This is a genomic window from Candidatus Accumulibacter sp. ACC007, from assembly GCF_907163205.1.
In the GTDB taxonomy this organism is placed as follows: Bacteria; Pseudomonadota; Gammaproteobacteria; order Burkholderiales; family Rhodocyclaceae; genus Accumulibacter; species Accumulibacter regalis.
The window spans coordinates 1,917,992-1,934,286 of sequence record NZ_CAJQUD010000001.1 but is presented as its reverse complement, the minus strand read 5'-3'; the positions used below and the strand labels follow the sequence as shown (position 1 = coordinate 1,934,286).

The following is a 16,295-nucleotide window of genomic DNA, read 5'->3' as shown; positions in this document are numbered from 1 at the left end:
GCGTGAAAGCTTCACCGACAAGAAAACGACCACGCGCCGCCTGAGCGGGCGCGTGGTCGTCGGGAGTCTTGCTACTTGCTACTTGTGGTCGTGCGTGCTGCTGACCACCTGCGCCATTTCGCGCTCGACCTCCTCGTCGAGATGCACGTCGGCGGTATTGAAAGCGCCGGCGTCGGGGTCGTTATAGACGTCCAGGTTCAGCTGCCCTTCGCTCTTGGCAACGATCACCGAGACCACCGCGTCGCCCGAGACGTTGACCGCTGTCCGGATCATGTCCAGCAAGCGGTCGACACCGAGAATCAGTCCGATGCCTTCGATCGGCAGGCCGACCTGGGTGAACACCATGGAGAGCATGATCAGACCGACACCGGGCACGCCCGCCGTGCCGATCGACGCCAGCACCGACATCAGAATGACCGTCAGATAGCCGCCCATGCCGAGATCGACGTTGTAGACGTTGGCAATGAATACCGTGGCCACGCCCTGCATGATCGCCGTTCCGTCCATGTTGATGGTGGCGCCGAACGGGACCGTAAACGAGGCGACGGAGTTCTTGACGCCCAGGCGTTCAGTGACCGTGCGCAGCGTTACCGGGATGGTGGCGTTGGAACTCGAGGTGCTGAAGGCGAACACCTGGGCATTGCGCATCTTCGCCAGGAAGATTTTCGAACCGAGTCCGGAGAAGGCCTTGAGCACCACCTGCAGGGTGACGAAGAGGTGGAAGAGCAGGACACCGATGAGCACCAGCACATAGCCGAGCAGTTGCGCCAGCAGATCCAGCCCCAGGCTGGCAATCGCCTTGGCGATCAGGCAGAACACGGCGTAAGGCGCCAGCGCCATGATGATGCTGACCATCTTCATCATCACTTCGTTGAGCAGTTCGACGAACTCGACGACCGTCTTGGCCTTCTTGCCGACCAGTAGCAGGCCGACGCCGCAGAGAATGGCGAAGAAGATGATCGACAGCATCTCGCCCTGCGCCATGGCATTGACCGGGTTGGACGGGATGACGTTGATCAGGACCTCGGACAAGGGCGGCGACTCCTTGCCGGTGAACTTCGCCGTGGTTTCGGCGTTCATGCCTTTGCCGATACCCAGGCCGGCGGCAAGCACGATGCCGGTGGCGATGGCAATCGCGGTGGTGACCATGTACAGCACGAAAGCCTTCGAACCGATACGCCCCAGCAGTTTGATGTCGCCGATGCCGCAGACACCGCAGATCAGCGAAAAGAGCACCAGGGGAACGACCATCATCTTCAATGCGTTGACGAACATCTTGCCGACGACGTGGAACAGGCCGTTGACCAGATACTCGTTGATTAGCGAGCCTGCGGCATTCATGCCGCCCAGGTTGATCACCAGGCCAACCACTATGCCTAGTGCCATCCCCAGTAATACCTTGACTGTCAGATTCATGACCTCCTCCTTATATGGGTAATGCTGCCTCTTGGAGTCGCGATGAGCCTCCATCGCGTCAGCTGCGCCTACGCTTACCCTCGCAGCTGTGCGGTTCGCCCTTGTTTTTCTCCTTGTGCCGCGAGGCCGATCGCCTGATTTCTGGTCAAGGTGGGGTCTTTCCGCAGTGCAAACTACCACTAATCGAAGATCGGCATGCAAGGGCATTTTCTGTCGGCATTGCGCTCCCGATCGCGCCAAGCGATTATCCACATCCCTGAGAGAAGATTTGTAGCGAGCGAAGCGACGGAAAACAACAATAATTAAAACAAAGGCATGCAGAGTTCAAGCGGTATTTCTTCGGCCCTGCTGCGCGGCCGATTGTTGCCGCGCTGTGGGGTGACCAGGAAGCCTGCAGCCATTATTGGTGCCAGGCATTCTGGTGATATTGGCGCCAACCCATTGCCGATTTCCTGCGCGATTCCGTGCGAGCGGCGAGTTTAGTGCCGCATTCTTGATGAGGCTTTCAGCGACCCTGGCAGCCGCGTGAAGCCCTTGTGGTGACTGGATTTCACCCGCGCCATACCGCTTCTCTCGTTGCCAGATCCGGGCAGGCATTCCCCAACCCCCGTCATTGCGAGGAGGCGCAGCCGACGCGGCAATCCAGTTCCATTCTCTGACTACTGGTGCGCCGCGTTAGCCAGGCGAAAAACAGAACCTCTGGATTGCCACGTCGGCTGCGCCTCCTCGCAATGACCTGCGGGCTGCTGGGGCGCCGCATTTCCGACGCGACTTTCAGCAAGCCGGGCAGCCCCCTGAAACGATCTCGCCGCCAGGATTCTTGGGCTCCACACAGCGTGCAGGACAAGGCCAGGCCATGTCGGAAAATTTTACACTTCATGACTGATAGAGGCTCAACTACTCTGGCTTCCCGCAATAAAACAGCGGTTTGAAAAACTGGCATGGTGTATGCTTTTGTCGATCTGCCATGCATGGCGACCAAGAGCAGACCTCTAGGCGCGCGTCGCGTCGGCAAGTCCATCAAGAAGCATGAATACCCACTGGAGGTCACCAACATGAAGAGAAGCATCAACGTATTACCTGATTAGCAATGAACCTCAGCCATCCGAATCGTGCCCTCCGGTTGCGGACCACAGCGAGCTGCGGCGACAAGCAAGCGCTGATGCAGCGTTCTGAGATCGAATCGGCGGTTGAAGCGGTAGGTGAATGCGGCCAAGTACCGAGCGGCATACTTTCGGAAGTCGAATGCATGGTAGCTGCCACTCAAACTGGTCTTGAGGTTACCGAGGACGGTGTTGACCCACTGGAACTCGGGCAAGTCTTTCGGCTTTCGCCCCGCGACGACGGTGCGCTGATGCACACAGCCGGCCTCGGTGACCGCGCTGAAACAGGACAGCCCGTCGGAACAGACGGTGCTGCCCACGGCCAGGTTCGTTCTGGCCCACGCCGCAATCGCCTTGAGGGTGAAACCGGGCACCGGCGAGAGCTTAACGCGCAAGGGATGGCCCTCATCGCTGAGCGAGACGGCGGCCACGAACGGAACCTTGTTCTCGGAGCCGCGACCGGCCTTGCCGCCGCTACGCTCGCCGCCGAGGTAGGCATCATCGACCTGGACCTGACCTTCGAGAACGTAGCGTTCTTCGCGCGCGGCCATGGCGTGCATCAGCTTGTGGTCAATGAGCCACGCCGTTCGATAACTCACCCCCAGCTGGCGTTTAAGCGCGAGTGCCGACAACCCGGTCTTGGCCTGACTGATCAGGTAGATGGCAAGGAACCAGACCGTCAGCCCAAGCTTGGTGCCCTGAAAGATCGTGCCAGCAATCAGCGAGGTTTGATGGCGGCAGGCCTTGCACTGGAACATCTTGCGGTTCGCACCGCGAAGAACGCAATACGCCGACGTACCACAGCAAGGGCAGCGGAAGCCCTCGGGCCAGCGAGCAGACTCAAGCGCCGCTTCGCACTGGGGCTCGGACCCATATCGTCCAAAAAATTCAGGCATCGACAAGCCTGGCTGGAACTGAATTCGATTCATCGGCATGGTGAGCTCCTCGGGGCGGTAACTGTACGTGCGTACAGTATATGCCACCTCTGGGCTCTGGGAACACGTACGGCTGAGGTTCATTGCTAATCAGGACGTATTAAAGGCGGCGCTCGTTGCCGCCGGTATCGTCGTCGCGTCGGCTGCCAACGCGACGGCGATTCCCGTCTCCACCACCGCCGGCCACGGGCTGCTGATCAACTTCAACTTTACGGGTCAGTCGACTCCGCCACCGTACGCGGCGATCGGGTTCTCCTTGAACATGACCGGGCTGGATGCCGGTGAAACGGTGTTCATCGACCGATACACCGGGTTGAATGCGACCTCCTTCTCCACCACTTCTACGGTCATTGGCCCCCTCGGCGGTTTTTTCGTCCTCAATTCCACCCAAGGGGGGTTGCTTGATGGCATCTTTTCGGTCGTCGTGCGCGCGGCGGCCGGCTCGGCGGTTGATCTAACCTCGAGCACTGCCTTCGGTTGTTCTGCGAATCCCTGCTCGTCGACCAACCATGTCGCCACGATCAACGGGGCCGTCGTCCCCGAGCCCGCCATGCTGGGCCTCTTTGGACTCGGTCTTGCCGGACTCGCCGCATCGCGCCGGCGCAAGCAGGGCTGATCAATCCAGCCATCTGAGAAAACCCCGCCGTGCTGGCGGGGTTTTTGCGTTTTTGGCGTCCGAGTTCGGCCACGTGGAACGAAATCGGACCGTTTCCACCGAACATCCGCCTGGCCAGGCGGGTCACTTCCCCTTCGCAGGCAAACAACGCCATGCCAACGATAGACAGGACCATCACATTCCCCCTTCGCGCCGTCGCGGCGATGATCTTCGTTGCTGTGCTGCTGCTCTCCGGCTGCGCAGAGAAGCCCGAGGCGATGCTCGCCTCGGCCAAGGAGAGTCTCGCCAGGAACGATCGCAACACGGCAGTGATCCAGCTCAAGAACGCGCTCCAGGAGAATCCCGACCTTGCCGAGGCGCGCTTCCTCCTCGGCAAGGCCTTGCTCGACAGCGGCGAGGTCGAGGCTGCCGAAAAGGAGTTGCGCAGGGCCGCCGAACTGGGCTACCCCGCCGACATGGTCGCTCCCTCGCTGGCGCGCGCGCTCCTGGCGCGAGGCGACCACGAGAGGATTGCCGCCGACTTCGCCAGGACCGACCTCGCCTCGCCCGAGGCGCGGGCTGATCTGAAGACGACGCTTGGCCATGCCCATCTGGCGAGCGGCAACTTCGCTGCCGCCCGCGGCGACTTCGCTGCGGCGTTGGCGGCAGTGCCGGAGTATCCGCCGGCCTTGCTCGGCACGGCTGGTCTGAACGCCGATGCCGGCGATCTGCTGGCTGCGCTCGCGATGATCGACACGGCGCTGGCGAAGTCGCCTGCGCTGTACGCGGGCTGGCAGCTCAAGGGCAGGATCCTCGAGGCGCAGAAGCGGCCCGATCTGGCGCTTGCCGCGTATCGAAAGGCTCTGGAAATCAGCCCGGATTACCTACCTGCCCACTGGGCGGTGTTGGCGCTGCTGCTCGACCAGGGCAAGAGCGAGGACGCCGGCGGGCAGCTCGCCCTGTTGCAGGCGCGCGCGCCGAAGCATCCGCAGACCTTCTACTTCGAGGCGCTCCTGGCCGTCAGCAGGAAGGATTTCGCCGCAGCGCGCAACGCCAGTCAGCAGCAACTCGGCATGGTGCCGAACGATACCGCCGGGCTGCTGCTGGGCGGCTACATCGACACCCAGTTGGGATCGTATGTGCAAGCGGAGAAACAGCTTCTGAAAGTGCTGAAGGACTCGCCGAATCAGGCGCTGGCCCGTCTGACCCTGGTCAGAAGTTATCTCCTGAGCCGGCAGCCGTCCAAGGCCATGGATGCCTTGAAACCGATGCTGGAAAATGCCGCTTCGAATGCCGATGTGCTCGCTCTCGCCGGTGAAGTCTATGCGCAAAATGGCGACACCACCGCGGCGGTCGGGTATTTCGAGAAGGCGGCGGCGCTCGACCCGACCAGCGCCGAAAGGCGTACCGATCTGGCCCTGTCGCGAATGGCCAGCGGCGAGGGCGAGCGGGGGCTGCGCGAGCTCGAACAATCGGCGGCGTCCGATACCGGCATTCGGGCCGACCTGGCGCTGATCGCAACAAGTCTCCAGCGGCGAAACTACGACGCGGCGCTGGCGGCGGTTGTCGCACTCGAGAAGAAGCAGGCCGATACGCCAGTGCCGCACAAGCTGCGCGGTACCGTGCTCGCCGCCAGGGGGGATATGGCGGGTGCCCGGCGAAGCTTCGAACGTGCCGCGGCGCTTGACGCGGGCGATTTCGGCGCGGCCGCCAGCCTTGCCCGACTTGATCTCGCCGACAAGAAGCCGGACGCCGCGAAGAAGCGCTTCGAGAGCGTCCTCGCCAAGGACCCAAAGAACGTGCAGGCGATGCTGGCGATGGCCGAACTTCGCGCGCGCGGGGGAGAGGGCGCGGGCGAGGTGGCGGCGCTGATTGACGAAGCGGTCTCCGCCAATCCCGTCGATGCAGCCCCACGGCTGGCGCTGATCGCGCACTACCTGCGCAGCAACGAGCCGAAGAAGGCGATCACCGCCACCCAGGCTGCGCTGGCGGCTTTGCCGGAAAGGCCCGAAATCCTGGAAGCTGCAGGTCAGGCGTATCAGGCCGCTGGCGATTCCAATCAGGCCAAGGCGATGTACCTCAAGCTGGCCCAGCTCCGGCCGCGTTCGCCGCTTCCCTTGTTGCGCCTTGCCGAGTTGCAGATCGCTGCCAACGATAACGTTGCCGCGCAGGAGAGCGTTCGCAAGGCCTTGGCGATCGAACCGGATCGCCTCGACGCCCAGCGGGCGATGATTGTCCTCGACTTGCGACGCGGTCGCAGCGCCGAAGCGCTCGCGGCCGCACGCGACTTGCAGAAGCGGTGGCCGAAGGAATCGGCCGGTTATCTGCTCGAGGGCGGCGTTCTGGCCTCGACTGGCGCTGTGGACGCGGCCCTTGCTGCCTACCGTGCCGGGCTGAAACAGGTCGGCACGCCGGATCTGGCGATTCAGTTGCATGCGGCCCTCGTCCGCAGCGGAAAAGGCCAGGAGGCGGACAGCTTTTCTGCCACCTGGCTGAAGGAACAGTCGCTGGATGTGGAGTTCCGCAGCTATCGGGCGCAGATCGCACTGGACAAGAAAGACTACGCGCTCGCTGCACGGCTGTACAAGCAGTTGCAGGTACTCCAGCCGGACGATGTGCCGACGCTGAACAATCTGGCGTGGGTGGCGGGCCAGCTCAAGGATCCGGAAGCGCTGGCGTACGCCAGGAAGGCGGCCAGCCTGGCACCCGGCAACGCTGCGGTCCTCGACACGCTGGGAACGCTCCTGGTCGACAAGGGCGATCTCGCGCGCGGGCTGGAATTGCTGCAAAAAGCAAGCGCGCTCGCGCCCGACGACGCGGCGATACGGCTGGACCTGGCCCGGGCTTTGGTAAAGGCCGGGCAAAAGGATGTGGCCAGGAAGGAACTGGACACCCTGGCCAGTCTCGGCAGCACATTTCCGGCCCAGGACGAGGTCGCCCGGCTGCTGCAGGGTTTGTAAGCGCTGCCAACCGTGCTGGCGCTGGACGTTTTGGCGAGACCGGCCGCAAGTACGACCACGACGGCGTGCGCAAGGCTGTGGAGTTGCCTGGTGGCACGCTGAAATCGCCGGGCCAGAGGGCTAGCGGTTTTCCTTCCGGTGACCTATCTTGAATGGCGTCATGCGTCGCGTATACAAACGCCACGGAATCATGAAGCATCAGCTCAGCGGCTTGGGAATCAGCGTTCTGCAACCCCTCGACAAGAAATCTTGTCGGAATTTTCACACTCCGAATTCGGCGTGCGCACAACGCACTGATTACATGACAAGGTATTTTTCGGCATGGTTCGTGCTTGCAAGTTTTAATCTCCGCTTGGGTCACGCCCGCTGGGCGATTCTTGCGGCAACCCCGTTTCGCCACCGAAGCAGCAGGCCCCTTCGGTGAGGGGAGTAATCGAACTCGCGGGGGAGATACCGTTGCCGCAGCTTGCCTGGGACTGGGTTCCCGGGGCACTTTGCTGTTTCCAGGAGAAATTTCTCCGATTACGGCTTGTTGTGGGGGTCCAACGATGAAACCACTTCATGATCTGGTCGCGTTCAGTGTCGTTGCCATCAGTTTGCTGGGTTCAGTGCCAACGCACGCATCACCCATTGTGGGAGGCTGGTATGGCACGCACCTCGGACAGGCCGACAGCACTGCGGTTGAGCAGAGTCAGCATTCTCGATGGCAAACGGCCTGTTTTTGATCACGTACGTTGATGTGGAGGGGTTATTTGCCATCATCAAACTTGACCAAAAAACTGTGCGTGAAATCAGTGAGATACCACATGTCGCCAGGCACGAGTTGTGCTTGTTGCATGGTGCGCGTGCGGCACACAACGAGCCATTCGGCATGGCGACAAAACACCCGGAACGCAGGCAGGGTCAAGGCTGCGGGCGAAGCCCGCACCCGAAGGGCCTGGCCTTGATGCTGCCGGAGTGGAGGGTAGCCTTGGCGCGATGTTGAAGGGAGAGTGGCAAGAACGCCACCAACAACCATCAAAGAACGTGATCATCAGAACATCAAATCGGGTGACCACACTCACGGTAATCACGTTCCTTGCGGACGGAAGCTACTGGATGGCCGAAGACGGCAGTTCGGTCCTCGACCCCTCTGGGCAGGACGGCATGGAAAGAGGCACTTACACCTGGAATCCGCTCACCAGTGCTTTCTCGTTCACGACACTCGTGGATACGTCGGGGCAATGGGGGTTGTCTCACTCGGGCCTGACCTCGATCGGCATTTCCGGTGACACTATGACGATCGATGTCGGTGTCACGCTGAATCGCGTAACCAGCCCAACCAGCGCCATTGTCGGCTCCTGGTATGCCACCCCTGGCGGACAAGCTGCCAGCACTGTGGTTATCACTTTCCTGTCTGACGGAAGCTACATGATGGCCGAAGACGGAAGTTCGATCCTCGATCCCAGCGGACAGGATGGCATGGAAAAGGGCAGCTTCACATGGAATGCGCTCACGAATGCTTTTTCGTCCATGACGCTCGTCGATACGTCGGGGGAATGGGGCCTGTCGCACAGTAATATCGCCTCCGCTGCCGTAGGCTGTAACACGCTGCAATTAAGTGACGGCGGTGATACTTTTACGCTGGTTCGGGTCGTTTCCGATCCGCAAGTTTGCGCCATTCCCGAGCCGCAAACCTGGGCCAATCTGCTGCTTGGACTCGGTCTTATGGCTGCATTCGTGCGCCGTCGTTCGATTTCGCGCAAGGGCGTGCGCTAGTGGTGTTCTGCATTCTTAATGAGACTTTTGGCGACTGCTGAAAGCAGGGCGAAAACCCTGTGGTGGCTGAAATTCGCATCGTCCATGCCGGGGCGGCTCTCGTCGCCACCCCTGGCGCTCATGCCCCACACACCGTCATTGCGAGGAGGCGAAGCCGACGCGGCAATCCAGAGGTTTTGCCCTTCGCGTGGTCGATACGGTGGAAGGCAGTAAGACGATGGAACTGGATTGCCGCGTCGGCTTCGCCTCCTCGCAATGACCAGCGTGCTGGCGTGTTGCCGCCTGCCCGACGAGACTTTCAGCAAGCCCGACAGCCGCACGCAACCCCTGTGGTGGCTGGGATGTATGCGTTTCATGCTGCGCGCAACACTACACCAGCGAGCACGACGCCGGCGCCCGTTCCACACCAAACGCCATAGAGCTCCGCCACTTGGCTGGGGCAATGGTTGTGCTGAAAGGGGAGGAGGGCGAACGGCAATGGACGTTGGCGGCGATGGATAAAGAGATGTGACTTTGCTAGGGCCTACGATCTGTCCGAGCGGACAGGTCAGCGCGTCAGCAGCATCCACAACACCAGATTGAGCAGCAGCGAAACGCCAGCGATGACCCGCCAGGTGAGCAGGGGGTTGCGCAGCGCCAGCGGCGTGACAGGTGGTCGGCCGACCGGGCGGTGGGCGCCGCGTTCGAGCGCCAGCAGGAATTCCTCGGCGGTTTCGAAGCGCTGCGCGGGATCCCGGGCGACCGCCTTGAGGAGGACGTTTTCCAGCCAGCCGGGGATGTCCGGGCGGTAGCGCGTCGGTGCTGCCGGGTCGCCGAATTTCGGATGCTGGAAAGGCTCGACCTCGCCGTAGGGGTATTTGCGGGTGAGCAGGTGGTAGAGCGTGACCCCGGCCGCGTAGAGGTCGTGCGCGGGGCCGGCGCGCTCGCCGGCAAGCAGTTCGGGCGCCATGTAGCTGGGGGTGCCCGGGCTGCCGGTGTTGGGGTCGTCCTCGGAGAGGCTGAGCGCGACGCCGAGGTCGAGGATGCGCAGGCGGCCGTCGCGACCGATGTGGATGTTGTCGGGCTTGATGTCCCGGTGCGCGACGTCGAGGCGGTGCAGTGCCGACAGCCCCTTCATCAGGCGGACGCCGTGCTGGACGGCGTCGGCAACGGTGAAGTGCAGGCCGGCGTCGAGCATTTTCTGCAGCGTCGCTCCCTCGTGCCAGGTCTGCAGATAGTAGAGGCAGCTGCGTCCTTCGGCGGGCAGCAGCTGGGCGAAGAAGGGCGAGGTGATGCGCCGGCCGCGCCACTCCTCCATGATCAGCGCGCGGATTTCTTCGCCGTCGTCGGCCCGCTCCGGGCGCAGCGTCTTGAGCACCAGTGGCTGGCGTGAGCAAAGATCGGTGACGCGGTAGAGCAGGGTGGCGCGCGAGTCGTGCAGCACTTCGTCGATCTGCAGCCCGTCGATTTCCTGGCCCGGCTTGAACTGCGGCGGCAGCGGCAGGCGCGCCGTTCCTTCCAGCGAGTCGCGCAGGTTCTCTGCCGGCAGTTCTTCGATGAGCGCAACGACGGCGCTGGCGTTGTCCTGGCCGCCGGCCGCCAGTGCCAGGCTGGTCAGCGACGCCGCTGCCTGCTGCGCGTCGGGATGGGCGAGCAATGCGGAGCGGACGCGGCCGTCACCGATCGCCGCCCAGACGCCGTCGCTGCAGAGCAGGAAGCAATCGCCGACCTTCAGTTCGCCGTCGGCAAAGTCGAGCTGGAAGTGGCGGTCGAGGCCGACCGCGCGCGAGAGCACGTTCTTGAGTTCCGGATGTTCCCAGACGTGGTCGCTGCTCAGACGTGTGCACACGCCGTCACGCAGCAGATAGAGACGCGAATCACCGACGTGGGCGCTGACGTAACGGCGGCCGCGCAGGACGAGAACGGTCAGTGTCGTCGCCATGCCGGTGAGCTCCGCTTGGCGGCTCCCCTCGGCCATCACCCAGCGGTTGAGCGCGTCGATGACTTTCTCCAGCGCGTGCGGCACGCTCCAGGTGTCGGGCGTCGCGTAGTAGTCGGAAAGCAGGCCGCGCACCGTGTACTCGGCGGCTTCGCGACCGCCCTGGTGGCCGCCGACCCCGTCGGCGACGGCGGCGATCAGGCCCTTGTTGTCGAGTTCGGCCCCGGCGGGCGTGACCATGCCGCAGAAATCCTCGTTGCGCTCGCGCGGTCCGGTGAGCGACGAGTGACCGATATCGACTCTGAGCGGCATTTCTCGGCTAGCCTTCTGATTTCATGGTCTGCTGTGCCGCCTGTGTCTGGCGCTTACGAGCCTCGCCCGGCGCCCTTTATCGTGCACCGAGCACGAGGCTCGCGCTGGATGAAATCAGCGATTCGCCAGGTTTTTCCTGACGACGTTTTGATATTTGCGGATTTTTCCGCGTTTCAGCCTGATCCCGTCCTTGGCCGACGCCGTTCCCTTGTCGATGTGGTCCAGGTATCTGAACATCTCGCGAGGCGCGATCTTGACGAATCTGTAACCCAGCCTGGGCAGCGCGTCCTGCATCTCGTAACCGGGAATTTTCTCTCCCATCGAGAAGCTCATGCCGTGGCTCTTGATGATGTTCACGTTCCACAGGGCGCAGAAACTCTTGAAGTAAACCTCGTAATACAGGGTCGGTGGCCTGGTTTTCAAGCCAAGCGCTATCTTCAGCCGCCTGAAGTAATACTTCGTTCCTCGCGTCGCAGTCCGCCAGACGGTGTGTGGCAGCTTGCGCAACACCGGTTCCATGCAGCCAACGGCGGCGACCCTGTCGTCGGCAGAGAATTTCTCCAGCATGATGTTGATAATGGTCGGGTCATAGATGAAAGTGTCGGTATGCAATAGCAGGAGATACTCGGTGCTCACCTTTTCGAGGATCATGTCCAGCGCGCGGCCGTGCGCCAGAAAGCCGACTTCCTCGCCGGGTGGTTTTCTTTCAATCAGCTTGATCCAGTCGATCGACCTCAGGTAATCCAGGCTGGCGTCGTTGGAATCGTTATCGACGACCCACACCGGGATCTCGGAAACGTCGACCGCTTTCTGCAGCAAATCCAGGCAGATCGACGTCATTTCCAAGGACTTGTAATTGACCAGCGCGATACTGAATCGCGGTGGGCGATCGACCTGCCCGCTGATTTCTTCCTGGCTGTGGGTGCGTGTACTCATGGCAATGGGTTTCTACGGCTTGATGAAGGCGTTGTTCAAGTCGCCAGCGCCGGACGTTCGACGCGCGGACGGGCCTGCCGGCCGTCGACGCTGGCCGGCTTGAAAGCAGGGCGGCGGGAGCGGGAACGGCGCGGCAAGGTCGCAATATACCTTGCCGCGCCGGGTTGCTGAAAGGAACAGGGCGTTCGCAGGTCGCCCCGATGCGGTCAGCGATTGCCGCCGCGAGTCCTTCCCTTACCGCCTGCAGACCGAGCCAGGCCGTGCGGTCATCGTTGCCGCCCTCAGATCTTCGCTGCCGTCAGGTGCGCCGCACCCCAGGTCGTGCGCCAGCGGTTCTTGACGGCGCTCAGCCCGGCCAGCGCGAGCAGGGCCAGTGCGGCGAAGATCAGGAAGCCAATCTGATAGCTGCCGGTGAGCTGCTTGGCGTAGCCGAGCGACGATGCCAGGTAGAAGCCACCGACGCCGCCGGCCATGCCGACCAGCCCGGTCATCACACCGATCTCCTTGCGGAAGCGCTGCGGCACCAGCTGGAAGACTGCGCCGTTGCCCATGCCCAGTGCCAGCATGGCGCCGACGAAGGCGAGCAATGCCATCCACGCTTCAGGCAGGCCGATACTGACGATGGCCAGGAAGATCGCGGCGAAGACGTACATCACCGACAGGCTCTTGATGCCGCCGATGCGGTCGGCGACGTTGCCACCGATGGGTCGTACCAGCGAACCGGCGAAGACACAGGCGGCGGTGAAGAAACCGGCGGTCTTGGCGTCGAGTCCGTACTGGATGTTGAAGTAGATGGTCAGCGACGAGGCGAGGCCGACAAAACCACCGAAGGTGACCGAGTAGAAGAACATGAACCACCAGGCGTCGCTGTCCTTGAGCACTTTCAGGTACTCGGCCAGCGACTTCGGCGGCGGGCACTCGGGCGAATCCTTGGCGGCGACCATGTAGAAAATGAACACCAGGAGCAGGGGAATCAGCGCCAGGCCGAAAACGTTGGTCCAGCCGTAGGCGATGGCCAGGCTCGGCGCGATCAACGCCGCCAGTGCCGTGCCCGAGTTGCCGGCACCGGCGATGCCCAGCGCCGTTCCCTGATGTTCGGGCGGATACCAGCGCGAGGCGAGCGGCAGGGCGACAGCGAACGAGGCGCCGGCGACACCGAGGAAAATGCCGAGGATCAGCGTCTGTTCGTAGGTCTGCACGCCAACGTACCAGGCGACGAACAGGGAGACCATCACCACCAGCTGGCCGATGGCGCCGGTGAGTTTCGGCTTCAGGTGGTCGACCATCAGGCCCATGACAATACGCAGCAGGGCGCCGGCGAGCACCGGCGTGGCCACCATCATCCCTTTCTGGGCGTGCGTCAGGCCGAGGTCGCCGGCGATCTGAACGCCGAGCGGGCCGAGCATGACCCAGACCATGAAGGCCAGGTCGAAGTAGAGAAAGGAGGCGATGAGTGTCGGCCGGTGGCCGGCTTTCCAGAACGAGTTGTCCATGGTCGTATTCCGTCGGTGGGGGTGAGAGTTCAGGCTGCAGCTATTTCAGATATCGAGAAACACCGTATCGCTTTCGATGCGGATCGGGTAACGGCGGGCACAGCCCTGGTCTGGGGCGACGGCTTCTCCGGAATCAAGGCGCAGCCTCCAGCCATGCAGCGGGCAGGTCACCTGGTTGCCGTGCACCAGTCCCTGCGACAGTGGCCCGCCCTTGTGCGGGCAGCGGTCACGCAGCGCGAAGACCTCATCCGACGACGTGCGAAAGAGCGCGATGTCGCCATTCATTGACCTGACGACGCGACTGCCGAGGCGCGGTATGTCGTCGAGCTTGCAAATCGATTTCCATTCAGCCATTGCTGTTCTCCAGTTCTTCCGGCTCTATACCGAAAGCGTTTCGTATTCGTTCTTCTCGACGCCGGCGATGCGCTCGGCCCAGGGATCCTTGGCGTCCTTGAGTTCGGCGAGCAGGCGGCCGTGCAGCGCCTTGCGGTTTTCCTCGTCGTCGACGACCCGGCTCTTGGCGTGGTCGAGGCCGACGCGTTCGAGGTAATGACAGGTGCGCTCGAGATAGAAGGCCTCTTCGCGGTAGAGCTGCAGGAAGGCGCCGGCGTACTCCATCACCTCTTCGTCGTTGCTGACCTTGACGAAGAACTGCGCAACTTCGGTCTTGATGCCGCCGTTGCCGCCGACGTAAAGCTCGTAGCCCGAATCGACGCCGATCACGCCGACGTCCTTGATGCCGGCTTCGGCACAGTTGCGCGGGCAGCCGGAAACGGCGAGCTTGACCTTGTGCGGCGAGTACATGTCGAAGAGCATCTTTTCGAGCTTGACGCCCATGTCCATCGCCAGCTGGGTGCCGAAGCGGCAGTGCTCGGCACCAACGCAGGTCTTGACCGTGCGGATCGACTTGCCGTAGGCGTGCCCGGAGGGCATGTCGAGGTCTTTCCAGACGCCGATCAGGTCGTCCTTCCTGATTCCGAGCAGGTCGATGCGCTGGCCGCCGGTGACCTTGATCGTTGGCACCTGGTACTTGTCGGCGACGTCGGCGATGCGGCGCAGCTCGGCGGCAGTGGTCAGTCCGCCCCACATGCGCGGCACCACCGAGTAGGTGCCGTCCTTCTGGATGTTGGCGTGCGCGCGTTCGTTGATCAGCCGCGAGCGCGGATCGTCCTTTGCCTGCTTCGGCCAGGTCGAGATCAGGTAGTAGTTGAGTGCCGGGCGGCACTTGTCGCAGCCGTCGGGCGTCGTCCATTCGAGGAAGCGCATCGTTTCGCCGATGCTCAGCAGCGGCTGCTGGCGAATCGCGTCACGGACCTCCTGATGCGAGAACTCGGTGCAGCCGCAGACCGGTTTGCGGTTCGATGCCGCCGGCGTGTAGGCGCCGCCGATGGTCGCCGAGAGAATCTGCTCGCAGAGGCCGGCACACGAGCCGCACGACGAAGCGGCCTTGGTGTGCTTCTTGATGTCGTCGAGCGTGAACAGGCCGTTTTCCTTGATCGCCTTGACGATCGTCCCCTTGCTGACGCCGTTGCAGCCGCAGACCTCGGCGCTGTCGGCCATCGCCGCCGCCTTGCTGTGGCCCTGGTGGCCGACGTCGCCGACGTGCGACTGGCCGAAGAGCAGGTGGTCGCGAATTTCGTGTATGTCCTGGCCGTCGCGCAGCAGCTGGTAGTACCAGGGCCCGTCTGCGGTGTCGCCGTAGAGCACGCCGCCGACCAGTTTGTTGTCCTGGATCACCAGCTTCTTGTACACGCCGCCGGCGGCGTCGTTGAGGATGATTTCCTCGCTGTCCTTGCCGCCGAAGAAGTCGCCGGCCGAGAAGAGATCGATGCCGGTCACCTTGAGCTTGGTCGAGGTCACCGAGCCGGTGTAGCGGCTGATGCCGTAGTCGCCGAGATGGTTGGCGGCGACCTTGCCCTGCTCGAAGAGCGGTGCGACGAGTCCGTAGGCGATGCCGCGGTGGGCGACGCACTCGCCGACCGCGTACACCTTGGGATCGTAGGTCTGCATGGTGTCGTTGACGACGATGCCGCGATTGCAATAAATCCCTGCCGCCTCGGCAAGCGCGATGTTCGGGCGGATGCCGACCGCCATGACCACCAGGTCGGCCGGGAGCTGCAGGCCCTCCTTGAGGCGGATGGCGGCGACGCGGCCGCTCTCGCCGGCGAGCAGTGCCTCGGTCTGCTTGCCGAGCAGGAATTTCAGGCCGCGCTCTTCGAGCGACTTCTGCAGCATCCTGCCGGCGGTCTCGTCGAGCTGGCGTTCGAGCAGCCAGTCGGCGAGATGCACCACGGTCACGTCCATGCCGCGCAGCTTCAGGCCGTTCGCCGCTTCCAGGCCGAGCAGGCCGCCGCCGATGACCACCGCGTGGCTGTAGCGCTTGGCGGCGTCGATCATGGCGTCGGTGTCGGCGATGTCGCGGTAGGAGATCACCCCGGGCAGGTCGTTGCCGGGAACCGGCAGCATGAAGGGGTTGGAGCCGGTTGCCAGCAGCAGGCGATCGTAGCCTTCCTCGCTGCCGTCGTCGGCGATCACCCGGCGCTTGACGCGGTCGATGCGCTTCACCGTCTTGCCCAGATGCAGCCGGATGCCGTTGTCGGCGTACCACTGGTGATCGTTGAGGATGATGTCCTGGATGGTCATCTCGCCGGCGAGCACCGGCGAGAGCAGGATGCGGTTGTAGTTCGGGTGCGGCTCGGCGCCGAATACGGTGATCTCGTAGTGATCGGGAGCGATCTTCAGCAACTCCTCGAGCGTGCGCACGCCCGCCATGCCGTTGCCGACCATCACCAGTTTCTTCTTGCTCATCTTCGCAACTCCATTCGAAACGTCTCTATGGAGGCATTAAAGCAATTGGCGTGCCATAGGC

10 protein-coding genes are annotated in these 16,295 nt (G+C 62.8%); 3 read left to right on the top strand and 7 right to left on the bottom strand.

The features are described 5' to 3' along the window. Nucleotides 1-78: 78 nt before the first annotated feature. Both QZ634_RS08350 and QZ634_RS08345 read right to left on the bottom strand, forming a co-directional pair. Entirely contained in the window at nt 79-1,416 is a 1,338-nt protein-coding gene (locus QZ634_RS08350; RefSeq protein ID WP_291987183.1) for a dicarboxylate/amino acid:cation symporter, read from the bottom strand. 1,084 nt (nt 1,417-2,500) lie between these two features. Then, entirely contained in the window at nt 2,501-3,454 is a 954-nt protein-coding gene (locus tag QZ634_RS08345) for an IS1595 family transposase (RefSeq protein ID WP_291987180.1), read from the bottom strand. A 28-nt stretch (nt 3,455-3,482) separates the two neighbouring features. Here QZ634_RS08345 and QZ634_RS08340 point away from each other — a divergent pair, with 28 nt between their 5' ends. The 3 genes from QZ634_RS08340 to QZ634_RS08330 all read left to right on the top strand — a co-directional run bounded on the left by QZ634_RS08340 (nt 3,483) and on the right by QZ634_RS08330 (nt 8,767). Beyond that, nucleotides 3,483-4,070, top strand: coding sequence for a PEP-CTERM sorting domain-containing protein (locus QZ634_RS08340; protein ID WP_291987178.1), 588 nt, complete (start codon nt 3,483-3,485; stop codon nt 4,068-4,070). 152 nt (nt 4,071-4,222) lie between these two features. Beyond that, nucleotides 4,223-7,009, top strand: a complete 2,787-nt coding sequence (prsT, locus tag QZ634_RS08335; protein ID WP_291987176.1) for an XrtA/PEP-CTERM system TPR-repeat protein PrsT — start codon at nt 4,223-4,225, stop codon at nt 7,007-7,009. Nucleotides 7,010-7,987: 978 nt separating this feature from the next. Then, the gene (locus tag QZ634_RS08330; protein ID WP_291987174.1) at nt 7,988-8,767 is read left to right on the top strand and encodes a PEP-CTERM sorting domain-containing protein; all 780 of its coding nucleotides are present in this window, start codon (nt 7,988-7,990) and stop codon (nt 8,765-8,767) included. Nucleotides 8,768-9,314: 547 nt separating this feature from the next. Here the strand turns inward: QZ634_RS08330 and QZ634_RS08325 are convergent. The 5 genes from QZ634_RS08325 to nirB form a co-directional block, all read right to left on the bottom strand. Then, nucleotides 9,315-10,997, bottom strand: coding sequence for a bifunctional protein-serine/threonine kinase/phosphatase (locus QZ634_RS08325; protein WP_291987172.1), 1,683 nt, complete (start codon nt 10,995-10,997; stop codon nt 9,315-9,317). Between the two features lie 114 nt (nt 10,998-11,111). After that, nucleotides 11,112-11,933: a glycosyltransferase gene (locus tag QZ634_RS08320; RefSeq protein WP_291987170.1), complete on the bottom strand. Its 822-nt coding sequence runs from the start codon at nt 11,931-11,933 to the stop codon at nt 11,112-11,114. Nucleotides 11,934-12,214: 281 nt separating this feature from the next. Continuing rightward, complete coding sequence (locus QZ634_RS08315) at nt 12,215-13,426, bottom strand: nitrate/nitrite transporter (RefSeq protein ID WP_291987169.1); 1,212 nt, start codon at nt 13,424-13,426, stop codon at nt 12,215-12,217. Nucleotides 13,427-13,471: 45 nt separating this feature from the next. Then, nucleotides 13,472-13,780, bottom strand: a complete 309-nt coding sequence (nirD, locus tag QZ634_RS08310) for a nitrite reductase small subunit NirD (protein ID WP_291987167.1) — start codon at nt 13,778-13,780, stop codon at nt 13,472-13,474. A 24-nt stretch (nt 13,781-13,804) separates the two neighbouring features. Beyond that, complete coding sequence (gene nirB / locus QZ634_RS08305) at nt 13,805-16,234, bottom strand: nitrite reductase large subunit NirB (RefSeq protein ID WP_291987165.1); 2,430 nt, start codon at nt 16,232-16,234, stop codon at nt 13,805-13,807. Nucleotides 16,235-16,295 lie beyond the last annotated feature (61 nt).

What these genes read in the sequence shown, in the direction of transcription:
- prsT (WP_291987176.1), top strand. Translation starts at nt 4,223, where the DNA reads ATGCCAACGATAGACAGGACCATCACATTCCCCCTTCGCGCCGTCGCG.
- nirB (WP_291987165.1), bottom strand. Translation starts at nt 16,234, where the DNA reads ATGAGCAAGAAGAAACTGGTGATGGTCGGCAACGGCATGGCGGGCGTG.
- QZ634_RS08315 (WP_291987169.1), bottom strand. Translation starts at nt 13,426, where the DNA reads ATGGACAACTCGTTCTGGAAAGCCGGCCACCGGCCGACACTCATCGCC.
- QZ634_RS08320 (WP_291987170.1), bottom strand. Translation starts at nt 11,933, where the DNA reads ATGAGTACACGCACCCACAGCCAGGAAGAAATCAGCGGGCAGGTCGAT.
- QZ634_RS08350 (WP_291987183.1), bottom strand. Translation starts at nt 1,416, where the DNA reads ATGAATCTGACAGTCAAGGTATTACTGGGGATGGCACTAGGCATAGTG.
- QZ634_RS08330 (WP_291987174.1), top strand. Translation starts at nt 7,988, where the DNA reads ATGTTGAAGGGAGAGTGGCAAGAACGCCACCAACAACCATCAAAGAAC.
- QZ634_RS08345 (WP_291987180.1), bottom strand. Translation starts at nt 3,454, where the DNA reads ATGCCGATGAATCGAATTCAGTTCCAGCCAGGCTTGTCGATGCCTGAA.
- QZ634_RS08325 (WP_291987172.1), bottom strand. Translation starts at nt 10,997, where the DNA reads ATGCCGCTCAGAGTCGATATCGGTCACTCGTCGCTCACCGGACCGCGC.
- nirD (WP_291987167.1), bottom strand. Translation starts at nt 13,780, where the DNA reads ATGGCTGAATGGAAATCGATTTGCAAGCTCGACGACATACCGCGCCTC.